The sequence below is a fragment of the Hamadaea sp. NPDC051192 genome (assembly GCF_040682475.1).
In the GTDB taxonomy this organism is placed as follows: domain Bacteria; phylum Actinomycetota; class Actinomycetes; order Mycobacteriales; family Micromonosporaceae; genus Hamadaea; species Hamadaea flava.
The window spans coordinates 1-14,038 of sequence record NZ_JBFBAZ010000058.1; the positions used below are offsets into that span (position 1 = coordinate 1).

Genomic DNA, 14,038 nt, shown 5'->3' on the forward strand with positions numbered 1-14,038 from the left:
CCGAGCGCGCGGCCCGTCCGCCCGAGCGCGCGGCCCGTCCGCCCGAGCGCGCGGCCCGTCCGCCCGAGCGCGCGGCCCGTCCGCCCGAGCGCGCGCCCCGTCCGCCGGGAAGCTTCGTGATCTCCGGAGGGCTACGCACCTATCGGCGCCAAGATCAGGTAGCTGGCATTCCGGAGATCATCACGCCCCCGGCGCCGCGCAGCGGGGCGCCGCGAGGCGAAGCGGCCCGCGAGGCGAAGCGGCCCACGAGGCAGAGCGGCCCACGAGGCAGAGCGGCCCGCGGGGCGGGACAGGCGGGCGGGACAGGCGGGGTCAGCGGTGGACGATGACCCCGACGACGCCCGGCCCGACGTGCGCGCCGATCACCGCACTCACCTCGGAGGTGTAGAGCGCCCGCAGCCGGTCCCCCAGCCGCTCCCGGACGATCGCGGCGATCTGCTCGGCGCGCTCGGGGGTGTCGAGATGCTGGACGGCGATCTCGACCTCGGGTTCGTCGCCGGCGGCGGCCATCGCCAGTTCCACCATGCGATCGAGCGCCCGGGACGTTGTGCGTACGCGGTCCTGGGAGACGATCGAGCCGTCGACGACGTGCAGGATCGGCTTCACTGCCAGCGCCGTGCCGAGCAGGGCGGACGCCGCTCCGATCCGGCCGCCCCGGCGCAGGTGCTCCAGGGTGTCGACGACGAAGTAAGTCTCGGTACGCCCGACCGCCGTGGTCGCCGCGTCGGCCACCTCGTCGACGGTGGCCCCGGATGCGGCGGCGGAGACGGCGGCCAGGACGGGGAAGCCCAGGCCCATCGCGGTCGAGCGGGAGTCGACGACGCGTACGCGGCCGGCGAAGTCGCGGGCCGCCAGTTCAGCGGATTCGTGCGTACCGGAGAGGGCGGCCGACAGGTGCACGGAGACCACGCCGGTGGCTCCGTCGTCCAGCAGCGCCTGGTACGCCTCGGCGAACTCCGTCGGGGCCGGTCGGGACGTCGTGACGCTGAGCTTGGGATTGCGCAGGGCGGCAGCCACCTCGGCGGAGGAGACCTCGACGCCTTCGGCGCGGGCGACGCCGTCGATCACCACGGCCAGCGGAACGACCCGGATCCGGCCGGCGAACTCCGCGGGCAGACCCGCCGTCGAGTCGGTGACCAGAGCGATCGTCATGCAGCGAACGGTAGCCGATCAACCTGGACGACGGTCAGAGACGTTCTGCCGACGCCACCTCGAACGGAGTGCCGATCTGGCAGATCGTCGCGATGTCGTCGCGTACCCGACCGGTCACGCGTACGCGGGCGCCGGGCACCAGCACGTCGCGGTCGGCCGTGCCGAGGATCTGGTAGGTCTTGCCGTTGTCGGCGTTCAGCCCCAGGCAGCCGCCCTCGACTTCGGATTTGACGACGGTCCCGGTCAGCACCGTGCCCGCCTTCGGCGACGCGGGCGGTTTGGTCGACGGCAACAGCCGGCTCGGCGTCGGTGATCCCACGCCCGAGGTGGGGCTGCCGGTGGCTTCGGACGGCGAGGCCGACGGAGCGGCCGACGCGGAGGACGACGAGGACGCGGACGGCGTACCCGAGGAGCACCCGGCGAGGAACGCCACCGCCATCGCGCCGATCGCGAGATATCGAGCCACCATTCGCTCAATGTAACGCAGTGGGCGCAAGCCCGGCCTGGCGCAAAAGCGCCAAGCCGGGCATCGCGGAGCTATCGCATGACGAGCGTGCGGATCTGCCGGAGCAGCACCGACAACGCGGCGAGATCGGCCCGCGACGAGTCGAACTCGCCGATGGCGTTGAACGCCCGGGTGATGGAGGCCTCGTTGACCTGCTCCCACTGGTTGACCCGCTCCTCCGGGGTGAGGTCCGCGTCGTCCGGCGACGCGGCGAGCACCTCCGCGGTGAGGGCGGCGAGGGCGGCGTACAGGTCGTAGCGCAGCGCCATCCGGGCCAGGGTCTGCCAGCGGTCTTCCCGCGGCAGCATCGAGATCTTCGTGAGCAGGTCGTCCACCCGGAACCGCTCGGACAGGACGAAGTAGACCCCCGCCACGTCGTCGAGGCTCCGGCTGGTCTGGTTGCCGACCTCGACCACGTCGAGCAGCCCGAAGCTGTGCAGGATCTGGGTGCCCCACTCGGCCAGCTCCACCGGGACGTCCAGTTCCTCGAGCTTCTGCGAGTGCTTGGCCAGCGCGTCCCGCTCGACGCCCAGGAACAGGTGCGTGAGCTGCGGCAACAGCGCCGCGACGCCCGGCTGGAGCCGTTCGATCTCGGCTGGGACGTCCAGCTGACGGCGGGACTGCACGAGCCAGCGCACGGCCCGGTCGAGGAGCCGCCGCGCCTGGAGGTAGATGATCGTCTGCGCGTCCGTGGGGATGCGGTTGTCCTGCTCCTCGACGGCCGCCCACAACCGGGGCAGGTCGAAGACGTCGCGGACGATCACGTACGCCCGGAGCACGTCGGCGGCATGAGCGCCGCTCTCCTCCATCGCCCGGAAGACGAAGGAGATGCCGCCCCGGTTGACCACCTCGTTGACGATCCCCGTGGTGACGATCTCCCGCCGCAGCGCGTGCTGCGCCATCGCCTCGGTGCACCGGTCCCGCAGCGGGGTCGGGAAGTAGTCCGACAGCAGCTGATGGGTCCAGGTCTCGTCCGGCAGGTCGGAGTGGAGGATGTCCTCCTCCAGCGCGATCTTCACGTACGCCATGAGCACCGCGAACTCCGGCGTGGCCAGCCCCTGTCCGGCGGCGAACCGGCCGGCCAGCTCGTCGTCGGTCGGCAGCCCTTCCAGCGCCCGGTCGAGCCGGCCGGACTGTTCCAGCGCGGTGATCAGGCGACGGTGCACCGGCAGCAGCGAATGCGCCTGGGAACGAGCCGTCCCCAGCGCGGTCGCCTGCTGGTAGTTGTCGCGCAGCACCAGGTCGCCGACCTCGTCGGTCATCTCGGCGAGCAGGGCGTTGCGGTCCTCCAGGCTCAGCTCCGCCTGGGCCGACAGCAGGATCTTGATGTTGACCTCGTGGTCGGAGCAGTCCACCCCGGCCGAGTTGTCGATGAAGTCGGTGTAGACGTGCCCGCCGGTCTGGGCGAACTCGATCCGGCCGCGCTGGGTGCAGCCGAGGTTGCCGCCCTCGCCGACGACGGTCACGCGCAGGTGGCCGCCGTTGACCCGGATGGCGTCGTTCGCCTTGTCGCCGACCTCCGCGTGCGATTCGGTGGTCGCCTTGACGTAGGTGCCGATGCCGCCGTTCCAGAACAGTTCCACCGGCGCGAGCAGGATCGCCTTCATCAGTTCGGTCGGGCTCATCGAGGTGACCGTGTCGGCCAGCCCGAGGACCTCCCGCATCTGCGGGGACACCTCGATCGACTTCGCCGTACGCGGGAACACGCCGCCGCCGGCGGAGATGAGCGAGGCGTCGTAGTCGGCCCAGGACGAACGCGGCAGGTCGAACAGCCGCTTGCGTTCGGCCCACGAGGTGGCCGAGTCCGGGTTCGGGTCGACGAAGATGTGCCGGTGGTCGAACGCACCGACCAGCCGGATGTGTTGCGACAGCAGCATTCCGTTGCCGAACACGTCGCCGGACATGTCACCGACGCCGACGACCGTGAAGTCCTCGTTCTGGATGTCCTTACCCAGATCACGGAAGTGCCGCTTGACCGACTCCCACGCGCCCCGGGCGGTGATGCCCATCTTCTTGTGGTCGTATCCGGCCGAGCCACCGGAGGCGAAGGCGTCGCCGAGCCAGAATCCGTAGCTCAGCGAGATCTCGTTGGCGATGTCGGAGAACGTCGCCGTGCCCTTGTCCGCCGCCACCACGAGGTACGTGTCGTCGCTGTCGTGGCGGACGACGTCGACCGGGGGCACGACCTTGCCTGCGTCGAGGTTGTCCGTGACGTCGAGCAGGGCCGAGATGAACAGCCGGTAGCAGGCCACGCCTTCGGCCATGAACGCGTCGCGGTCGGTCGGCGCGGGCGCCTGCTTGAGGACGAAGCCGCCCTTCGCACCGACCGGCACGATGACGGCGTTCTTCACCATCTGCGCCTTGACCAGGCCGAGGATCTCGGTCCGGAAGTCGTCGCGGCGGTCGGACCAGCGCAGACCACCGCGGGCGACCGCGCCGAAGCGCAGGTGCACGCCCTCGAACCGGGGCGAGTACACGAAGATCTCGTACTTCGGCCGGGGCGCGGGCAGCTCGGGGATCGCGCGCGGGTCCAGCTTGAACGCCACGTACGACTTCGGCCGGCCGTCGATGCCCTTCTGGAAGAACGACGTCCGCAGGGTGGCCTGGATCAGCGTCAGGTAGTGGCGCAGGATCCGGTCCTGGTCGAGGCTGGTCACCGCGTCCAGTTGCCGGTTGATCGACGCGATCAGCTCCTTGCCCTGCAACGACCGGTCCTCGTCGGCCAGCTTCAGCTGCGGGTCGCACCGCGTCTCGAACAGCGCGACCAGCGCGGCGGCCAGCTGCGGGTACGCGATGAAGGTCTGCTCCATCGACTCCTGCGTGTAGACCGTCCCGGTCTGCCGCAGATATTTCGCGTACGCCCGGAGCACGATGACCTGCCGCCAGGTGAGCCCGGCCCGCAGCACCAGCTCGTTGAACCCGTCGATCTCCGCCTCGCCCCGCCAGGCGGCGGCGAAGGCGTTCTCGACATGGGCCCGGACCTCGGCCATCTCCCGGGAGTTCTCGGGCAGCTGGAGACCGAAGTCGTAGACGAAGACCCGGCCGTCGTCCCGATGCAGCTCGTAGGGCCGCTCGTCGGTGACGCTCACGCCGAGCGAGTGCAGCACCGGCAGGACGGCGGAGAGCACCATCGGCTCCCCGAAGCGGAAGATCTTGAACCGGACGTCCCGGTCGTCCTTCCGGCGGCGGAACAGGTGCAGTTCGAGCTGGCCCGGTTCCTCCAGCAGCTCCAGCTTGGCGAGGTCCTGCATCGCCTCGTACGCGTTGTAGCCGTCCTTGTACGTCTCCGGCAGCGCGTCGGCGTACCGGCCGAACAGGAACTTGGCCTGCTCGTCGCCGAGTTTGCGGGCGAGCACGAGCTTGAAGTCGTCGTCCCAGGCCCGGGTGGCGTCGGCGAGCTTCTCCGCGAGCGCGTCGGCGTCGATCGCCCCTGGCGGCGCGGTCGGGTCGACCCGGACGATGAAGTGCACCCGGGCCAGCGGACCCTCGGTGACCTTGGTCGTGTAGTCGAGCCCGACGCCGTGCAGCTCCTGGAGCAGGATCTCCTGCATGGCCAGCCGGTGTTGGGTGGTGAACCGGTCGCGGGGCAGGTAGACCAGGCACGAGATGAACCGCCCGTACGCGTCGCGCCGCAGGAACGCGCGCAACTGCCGGCGGCCGGCCATCCGCAGCACACCCACCGACGCCTGGTAGAGGTCCTCGGTGCTGATCTGGAACAGCTCGTCGCGCGGGTAGCTCTCCAGGATCTCCAGCAGGTCCTTGCCGGAGTGGCTGCGCGGGCTCAGCCCGGACCGGTCGAGCACCTCGGCGACCTTGCGGCGGACCACCGGCAGATCCCGGACGCTGCCCCGGTAGGCGGCCGAACTGAACAGACCGAGGAACCGGATCTCGCCGTCGACCTGACCCTCGGCGTTGAAGGTCTTGAAGCCGATGTAGTCCAGGTACGCCGACCGGTGGACGGTCGCCCGCGAGTTCGCCTTGGTGATGATGAGCAGCCGCTTCTCCAGCGCCTTGCGGTACGCCTCCGGCGTCATCGAGGCCAGCTCGCGCGGGTGCGCCTGATCGTTGCGCAGGATGCCCAGGCCGGTGCCCGGGACGGCGGTCAGCAGGTGCCCCTCGACCAGCTTGTACTCGCGGAAGCCGAGGAAGGTGAAGTGGTTGTCGGCCAGCCAGCGCAGCAGCTCGACCGAGTCGGTGATGTCCTTGTCCGGCACCGGCAGCTCGGCGGTGGCCAGGTCGTCGGCCAGTTCCAGGGCGCGGGCGCGCATCGACGGCCAGTCCTCGACGGCTTCCCGGACGTCGGTCAGCACGCGGCGCAGTTCCTCGCCGACCTGCTCGGTCTCGGCCGCGTCGCGGATCGGATCGGTCTCGATCCGCATCCAGCTCTCGATCTGGTCGCCGGCGATCGCGTCGTCGGGCTCGACGTCGGCGCAGGCCTCCACCAACTCGCCCAGCGGCTCTCTGCGTACCACTAGAAGTGGATGGACCAGCATGTGCACGTCGAGGTTGCGGGCCGACAGGGCCGCGGTGATGGAGTCGACGAGGAAGGGCATGTCGTCGGTGACGATCTCGATGGCCGTGTGATGGCCGTCGGGAGTGAGCGCGATGCGCAGCTTGAGTTCCCCGGCGACGCGACTGCTCGCCAGCTCGCGGTGCGCGCGCACCGCGGCGAGCATCGCGCTGGGGGTCTGCCCCACCAGTTCCTCGTCCGGCGCGAACCGCCAGTAGCGGCTCACCAGCTGGGCGGTGTCGAGGTCCTCGCCGGCCAGCGCGACCGCGGTGGCCACCAGGCGCTCGGCATTGGGCAGATCGTCGTCGAGGTCGGCGGAGTCGTCCACGACCTCTTCCATGGAATCGGCGTCAGCGTCCACGCTCTCGCCGCTCAGCAGGCCACCGTCTGGTGACATCACAACCGCTCCCCTCACCCACCACGCTGTGGGCTCGTCCGTCACTTCCACCCTAGCCGGGGAGCCCCACGGGCGAGCCGCCAGGAGTGCAGTGATTACAACGCTCCAGGGGCGCCCAGGGCCGCACAACGAGGGCGACATCGGCACCCCGGGCATACGCGGCTGCGCGAGTTGGTGCTCTTCGCGCAGAATGGTCGGCATGTACGCCCCCTCGCGCCGCCTGCTCACCGCCACTCTCGCCGCGCTCCTCGCGGCCACCTCGCTCGCCGCCTGCACGAAGGAACCCGAGCCGGGCTCCGCACTCGACGCGTTCGCCGCCGGCTGGCCGGGCATGGAGTCCGGCTCCTGGGACGGCAAGGTCACCTTCGTCGACCCGGACAGCAAGACTGTTTCGGGCACAGACGTCGCCGCGCAGCTCAAGGCGTACGCGGGCACGCTCACGCCGCCGACGGTGAAGGTCGAGGGCAAGCCCACGGTCACCAAGGATTCCGCGGCCGGGAAGCTGCACCTGAACTGGACGCTGCCGGACGGCGCCCATTGGGAGTACTCGACGGACGTCAAGCTCGCCAAGGGCAAGGTCGGCGGCGAGGACGCCTGGAACATCGTCTGGCAGCCGCAGGTGGTCCATCCCGACCTGCAGCCCGGGGCGTCGCTGGCGACCAAGCAGGTCAAGGCCCAGCGGGGCGGCATCGTCGACGCCAAGGGCGAGCCGCTGGTCTCGTCGCGGCAGGTCGTCGTGGTCGGCGTCGAGCCGCAGAAGATCACCAACCTGCCCGCGCTGACCGCCCTGCTCGACGCCGCGTTCAAGTCGATCAAGGTCGGGGTGGACCTCGGCGACCTGGCCGCCCGGGTGAAGGAGGCCAAGCCGGACTCCTTCGTCGAACTCGTGACGCTGCGGCGGGAGGCGTACGACCAGATCCGGAAGGACATCCGCGACCTCGACGGCACCGTCTTCCGGGAGGAGACCCGGGAGCTGGCCCCGAACCGCGTCTTCGGCCGCGCCCTGTTCGGCTCGGTCGGCGAGGCGACCAAGGAGATCATGGACGCCAACCCGGGCAAGTACCAGGCCGGCGACCAGGTCGGGCTGTTCGGGCTGGAGAAGAAGTACGACGAACGGCTGCGCGGCACCGACGGCTTCCAGGTCTTCATCACCAGCAAGACGTCCGCGGGCACGACCCGGGAACAGCAGGTCTACGACACCGACGCGGTCAACGGGCAGCCGCTGAAGGTGACCCTGGAGACCAAGGCGCAGAACGCCGCCGACGCCGCCCTCGCCACCAAGACCGACCGGCGTACGGCGATCGTGGCGATGCGCATCAGCGACGGGCACGTCATCGCGGTGGCGAACGGACCGGACGGCGGCGGCGACAACCTGGCCTTCGTCGCCCAGGTGCCGCCGGGCTCCACGTTCAAGGTCGTCACGGCGTACGGGGTGCTGGACAACGGCTCGATCACGTCGAACACCGTGGTCAACTGTCCGAAGACGTTCACGGTCGACGGGCGTACGTTCAAGAACTCGCACGATTTCGAACTCGGCGCGGTCCCGTTCCACACCGACATCGCGAAGTCGTGCAACACCGCGTTCGCGTCGCTGGCTCCGAAGCTCGGCCCCGACGGGCTGGCCGCCGCGGGCACCGCGCTCGGCCTCGGCACCAAGTGGGACATGGGCGTCGACTGCTTCACCGGTGCGGTCTCCTCCGGCGGCTCCGCCGCCGAGCGGGCCGCGGCCTCGTTCGGTCAGGGCACCACGATCGTCTCCCCGGTCGCCATGGTGGGCGCGATCGCCGCCGTCGCCCGGGGCCAGTGGAAGCAGCCGATCGTGCTGCTGGACCCGGCCCCGGCCGCCGTCGCCCCCGACGGCCCGACGCTGAAGACGAGCACCCTGAACCAGCTGCGCCCGGCGCTGCGTGAGGTGGTCACGAGCGGCACCGGCAAGGCGCTCGCGGACGTCCCCGGCGGTGCGGTCAGCGGTAAGACCGGCACCGCGGAGTACGACGCGAACCCGGCGCACACGCATGCCTGGTTCGTGGGCTGGCAGGGCGACATCGCGTTCGCCGTGTTCGTCGAGAACGGCGGCGACTCCACCTCGTCCGCGGTCCCCCTGGCTGAATCCTTCCTCCGCGCCCTCAACAAGTAGCCCTGCACCTTCATCTGGGTGCAGATCACGGTTACGCAGGCCGAAACCTCGGTGGGAAGCCTGCACGACCGTGCTCTGCACCCATAAGGGTCAGACGGTGAGCGAGAGGGCGGCGACGGGGTCGGCGACGAAGGCGAGCACGAAGTCGCCCATGCCCCGCGACATCAGCAGGACGCCGTGATCGCTGGCGGGCAGCAGGATCAGCTTCTTCTGCTTCGAGGCGCAGTCCTGATACAGCGACTGGGCGTCGGTGGCGAAGTTCCCGTCGTTGGTACCGGCGGCGAACACGACCGGCATCGCCAGCTTCTGCACGGCCGAGGCGGCGTCCGCCCCGGCGTAGATCGCCGGGCCCGAGAGGCTGACGATGCCGTCGACCGGGGGCTGGATCGACGTGGCGGCGGCCAACGCCGTCGTGCCGCCCATCGACGCACCGACGAGGAAGACCTTCCGTACGCCCGACGACCGCAGGTACGCGACCGCCGCGACGGTGTCGTCGACCCGGGACTCGTTCCGGATGTCGACCGCGAAGCCGCGCATCCCCCTGGCGGCGTACGCGTCGGCGTAGCCGAGCCATTGGCACAGCCCGCCGCCGGCCTGGTGCAACAGGACGACCGCGGTGTCGCCGGTGCCGGTGAGGTAGCCCGCGCCCAGCTCGCCGCCCGCGCTCGGGTAGGTCACGAGGCGGGCCCGGTTCTGGTCGGCGACGCAGACGGCGTTGGCCGACTGCACCCGCATCTCCCGGGCCGCCGCGCTCGGGTCGGACGCCGACGGGGATGAGGACGGCGTACCGGCGTTCCCGCAGCCCGCCAGCGCCACCAGCAAGGACAAGATCAGCACAGATTTACGCATGTCGACAGAACGCGCCGATGAGCGCGATTCGTTCGCATCAGTAAGGTTTCTTTTCCATAAAACTCCAGAGTTTCACAGGCGCCACACAGACCGGTCCGACGAGACGCCCATCCGATCAGCCCAGCCTGGGGGCATGACCATCGCAGAAGACCGCGTCCAGGACACGCCTGTCACCGCTCTGGAGCCCGCGACGGCCGCAAAGCCGGCGACGGGGCCGAACCGTCGGAGATGGGAGCGTCCCGCGCTGCTGGCTCTCCTGGTCGCGACCGGCGTCCTCTACATCTGGGGCCTGGGCAAGTCCGGCTGGGCCAACGCGTACTACTCGGCCGCGGCGCAGGCCGGCTCGCAGAGCTGGAAGGCGATGTTCTTCGGCTCGTTCGACTCGTCGAACTTCATCACCGTGGACAAGACGCCGGCGTCGCTGTGGGCGATGTCACTCTCCGCGCGCATTTTCGGCGTCAACTCGTGGAGCATCCTCGTTCCGCAGGCGCTCGAAGGAGTGGCCGCCGTCGGCCTGCTCTACGCCGCCGTACGCCGCTGGTTCGGTCCGGCGGCCGGACTGCTCGCGGGTGGCGTGATGGCGTTGACCCCGGTCGCCGTGCTGATGTTCCGGTTCAACAACCCCGACGCGCTGCTGGTGCTGCTGCTCGTGGCGGGCGCGTACGCCGTGACCCGCGCGGTCGAGCAGGGCAAGACGAAGTGGCTGTTGCTGGCGGGCGGGCTCGTCGGCTTCGCGTACCTGGCCAAGATGCTGCAAGCGCTCCTGGTCGTCCCGGCGTTCGGCCTGGTCTACCTGATCGCGGCCCCGGTGGGCTTCTGGAAGCGGATCTGGCAGCTGCTGGCCGCGCTCGGCGCGATGATCGCCGGCGCCGGCTGGTGGATCGCGATCGTGTCGCTGTGGCCCGCCTCGTCCCGCCCGTACATCGGCGGCTCGCAGTCCAACAGCATCCTGGAACTGACCCTCGGCTACAACGGCTTCGGCCGGCTGACCGGCGAGGAGGTCGGCAGCGTCGGCGGCGGAGGCGGCGGCAACGGCGGCATGTGGGGCTCCACCGGGCTCACCCGCCTGTTCGACGGCGAGATCGGCGGCCAGGTCGCCTGGTTGCTGCCCGCCGCGCTGATCTTCCTGGTCGGCGGGCTGGCGTTGAGCGCCCGCGCCGCGCGTACCTCCCGGATGCGGGCCGGGCTGATCCTCTGGGGCGGCTGGCTGCTGGTCACCGCCGGCACGTTCAGCTTCATGGCCGGCATCTTCCACGCGTACTACACGGTGGCGCTGGCGCCCGCGATCGGCGCGCTCATCGGCATCGGCGCCGTCTCGCTCTGGCAGCATCGGGCCCACATCGTGGCCCGCTCGATCCTGGCGGTCGCGCTGGCGATCACCGCCGTCTGGTCGAGCGTGCTGCTCGGTCGCAGCGCCGACTTCGTGCCCTGGCTGCGTACCAGTGTGGTCGTGGTAGGCCTGCTCGCGGCCGCCGCGCTCCTCGCGTTGCCCTGGTTGCGGTGGCGCCGAGTGGCCACTGTGGTCGCGGTCGCGAGCATCGCGACCGGCCTGGCAGGCCCCGCGGCCTACGCGCTGGACACGGCCGCGACCGCGCACACCGGCTCGATTCCCACGGCCGGTCCGTCCGTGCAAGGCTCGGGCTTCGGCGGCGGCCGGATGGGCGGTGGCGGTCAGCGGGGCGGCTTCGGCAACGGGGGCATGCAGGCCCCGCCGAATATGGGTACGCAGAACGGCGCGACCCAGCCGGGCAACGGCCAGAACGGGTTCCCGGGTACCGGCACGCGCTCCGACGGCGGCGGCCGGATGGGCGGAGGCGGCGGCGCAGGCGGTCTGCTCTCCGCGTCGACCCCGAACAGCGCCCTGGTCAAGCTGCTGCAGACCGACGCCGACCAGTACGCCTGGGCCGGAGCGGCGGTGGGCTCGCAGAACGCGGCGGGCTACCAGCTCGGCAGTGGCGAACCGGTGATGAGCCTGGGCGGCTTCAACGGCAGCGACCCGTCGATCTCGCTGGCCGACTTCCAGCAGCTCGTCGAGCAGAAGAAGGTCCACTACTTCCTCGGCAGCAGCGGATTCGGCGGCATGTCGAACGGCGGCAGCAACTCGGCGCAGCAGATCGCGAGCTGGGTCGCGGAGAACTTCACCGCGCAGACCGTCGGCGGCACCACCGTCTACGACCTGACCCAGTAGCCCCTCTCGGCAGCCCTCTTTCGGCGCTGGATCAGGGTTCCCAGTCGAATCTTGGCGCAAGATTCGACCGAGAACCCTGATCCAGCAGGGTGACTTCCGGCGAGCTAGAGAGCCTCCGGCTCGGCGGGCAGGGTGACCGGCGTGTCCTTCGTGGACGCGCCGGTTTCCTGCGTATCGCTGCGGAGGAGACGCATCGCGACCTGGGGGAAGATCAGAATGGACAGCGCACCCGCCGCCACCAGCGACGCGTCGAGCGGAGTCGTCAGTACGCCGTCCTGCGTGCCGATGGTGGTGATGACCACGATCAACGGCAGCGCCGACGCCCCGAACAAGGCCAGCGACAGCCGATCGCGTACGCCTGGCAGGTCCCGCCGGTGCAGCAGGAAGATCGGGCCGCCCCGGACGACCAGCAACGCCACCACGAAGAGGGCGGTCGCCAGCAGCCCCTCGACCGAGGAGAGCGCGCCGAGGTTCAGGTTGATCCCGCTCACCACGAAGAAGATCGGGATCAGGAAACCGAAGCCGATCGCGTCCAGCTTGGCCTCGACCTGCTCGGTCATGTGCTCGGACGCGGGCCGCATCGCGAGGCGTACGACGATGCCGGCCGCGAACGAGCCGAGCAGCGTGTCCAGCTCGAACCGATAGGCCAGCCAGACCATCGTGACCAGGACCAGCAGAATGAGCCGGATCGCCAGCTGAGCCGACGTATGCAGAGTCCGGACCACCAGCCGCGACATCCGCGGCGACGGAGGCTGCCGGGCCAGGTGGGCGGCCACGATCGCCACGACGGCGAAGACCGCCAGCAGGATCATCGAGTGCACCGGATTGTCCGTCGTCAGCACGACCGAGATGGCGACGATCGGCGCGAACTCCCCGATCGCGCCCACTGCCATCACCCGGTTGCCGAACGGCGTACCGAGCATGCCCCGATCCCGCAGAATCGGCAGCAGCGTGCCGAGCGCGGTGGTGGTCAGGGCGAGCCCGATCACGATCGTCTTCAAACTGAACCCGGTACGCAGCGCGACCAGCCCGAGCCCGAGCGCGAGCGAACACAGCCAGCCGACGACCGCGAGAGTCAACGGCCGCCCCCGAAGCCGGCCGAAGTCGATCTCGTAGCCGGCCATGAACATGAGCACGGCCAGGCCGAGACTGGACAGCGCGCTGATGATGTCGTCAACCTGCGCCCAGTGCAGCACGTACGGTCCGACCAGGACCCCGAGGATCAGCTCGACGACGATGGCCGGGATCACGATCCACCGGGACAGCCGATCCACCACGATCGGCGAAGCGACCGCCGCGATCGTGATCAACAGCAGCGTGAACAGGGTTGACGAGGTCACTGGATCATGCTCACACCCCGCCGCCCGATCCCGCGCCGAATCGCCCGACGCCACGGCCCCACACAGCACAAAGGCCCCTCGCGGGGCCTAAGGCGGATCGGTAGGCCCGAGGGCCTCCTGCTCACATTATTGCACCCAGCGCACCGGACCGCCTAGCTCCGGCTGACCGGCAACCAGCAATGTTGATGAATGATCTTCGGCTGAATGATCCGCCAGAGCTCCGCGCTGGCTTTCAGCGCACGCGAGTCGCCCTTCGTCACCTGCTGGGTCCGGTTGTAGAGGAAGGCGACCATGTCCGCCGCCTGGACCAGCCGGCTCGCGCTCGACGGGGCGAAATGGATCGTGTCGACGATGGAGCGAAGCGTCGACGAGCGGTACCCGAGCGTCCCGCCCGCCTTATAGCTCGACACATCAGCACGGTGCTTGGCCGCTTGATCCACCTCGTCGGCGATGACCAGCGCGAACTCATCCTGCTCCGCCGCGTGGGCGTTGATGCGCTCAAGAACGTGCCCCAGGACGATCGAATGCGGATCCATCGGGCTCGAATAGCGAAGCTTCAGATCCTCGGCCCGCACACCGCGGAGGATGATCTGGACGCCATGGGCCTCGATGGCACGGAAGGCGGCCGCGTACACACCGATCCGGGCTCGGATCATCTTCGCGAGCGGCTCCCAGTCCCGGTTGGCCTGAAACAGCTCATGTCCGTGCAGCTCGGCGGCGCTGGAGACGCCGAATCTGGCCGCCGCGCTCAACACCACCTGATCCAGCGCCTCGGTGAGCGAGACGGCTTGCCGATCCGGGACCAGGACGGCCGCCATGTAGTACCAGGCTTTGCCGTTGGTGTAACTCTCGTCGACGTAGCTGAGCAGCACCAGCGGAGATTACGCGCGGATCTACGGACAGAAGTCCACCTCGGGCGGCGACTTGAGTCGGCCATCCGACAAGGGCGGGCCTCGCCAG

At 69.9% G+C, this 14,038-nt stretch carries 8 protein-coding genes; 2 read left to right on the forward strand and 6 right to left on the reverse strand.

Going from position 1 to position 14,038, the window contains the following annotated elements; genetic code table 11:
- Positions 1-312 precede the first annotated feature (312 nt).
- From AB0M47_RS23605 to AB0M47_RS23615, 3 genes are all read right to left on the reverse strand, one after another.
- Complete coding sequence (locus AB0M47_RS23605) at positions 313-1,152, reverse strand: DegV family protein (protein WP_363417528.1); 840 nt, start codon at positions 1,150-1,152, stop codon at positions 313-315.
- 34 nt (positions 1,153-1,186) lie between these two features.
- Positions 1,187-1,621: a hypothetical protein gene (locus tag AB0M47_RS23610; RefSeq protein ID WP_363417531.1), complete on the reverse strand. Its 435-nt coding sequence runs from the start codon at positions 1,619-1,621 to the stop codon at positions 1,187-1,189.
- 68 nt (positions 1,622-1,689) lie between these two features.
- Positions 1,690-6,564, reverse strand: coding sequence for an NAD-glutamate dehydrogenase (locus AB0M47_RS23615; RefSeq protein ID WP_363417618.1), 4,875 nt, complete (start codon positions 6,562-6,564; stop codon positions 1,690-1,692).
- 199 nt (positions 6,565-6,763) lie between these two features.
- Between AB0M47_RS23615 and AB0M47_RS23620 the strand changes: the two genes are divergently transcribed.
- Complete coding sequence (locus tag AB0M47_RS23620; protein WP_363417534.1) at positions 6,764-8,701, forward strand: penicillin-binding transpeptidase domain-containing protein; 1,938 nt, start codon at positions 6,764-6,766, stop codon at positions 8,699-8,701.
- Between the two features lie 90 nt (positions 8,702-8,791).
- Here AB0M47_RS23620 and AB0M47_RS23625 read toward each other — a convergent pair whose 3' ends face one another.
- The gene (locus AB0M47_RS23625; RefSeq protein WP_363417537.1) at positions 8,792-9,550 is read right to left on the reverse strand and encodes an alpha/beta fold hydrolase; all 759 of its coding nucleotides are present in this window, start codon (positions 9,548-9,550) and stop codon (positions 8,792-8,794) included.
- Positions 9,551-9,683: 133 nt separating this feature from the next.
- On the opposite strand from AB0M47_RS23625, the gene AB0M47_RS23630 reads away from it, so the two are divergent.
- The gene (locus AB0M47_RS23630) at positions 9,684-11,738 is read left to right on the forward strand and encodes a glycosyltransferase family 39 protein (RefSeq protein ID WP_363417540.1); all 2,055 of its coding nucleotides are present in this window, start codon (positions 9,684-9,686) and stop codon (positions 11,736-11,738) included.
- A 104-nt stretch (positions 11,739-11,842) separates the two neighbouring features.
- On the opposite strand, the gene AB0M47_RS23635 is transcribed toward AB0M47_RS23630, so the two are convergent.
- Together AB0M47_RS23635 and AB0M47_RS23640 are read right to left on the reverse strand one after the other, a co-directional pair.
- On the reverse strand, positions 11,843-13,078 hold the full coding sequence (locus AB0M47_RS23635; protein ID WP_363417543.1) for a cation:proton antiporter: 1,236 nt from the start codon (positions 13,076-13,078) through the stop codon (positions 11,843-11,845).
- 152 nt (positions 13,079-13,230) lie between these two features.
- The gene (locus tag AB0M47_RS23640) at positions 13,231-13,950 is read right to left on the reverse strand and encodes a DUF3800 domain-containing protein (protein ID WP_363417546.1); all 720 of its coding nucleotides are present in this window, start codon (positions 13,948-13,950) and stop codon (positions 13,231-13,233) included.
- Positions 13,951-14,038 lie beyond the last annotated feature (88 nt).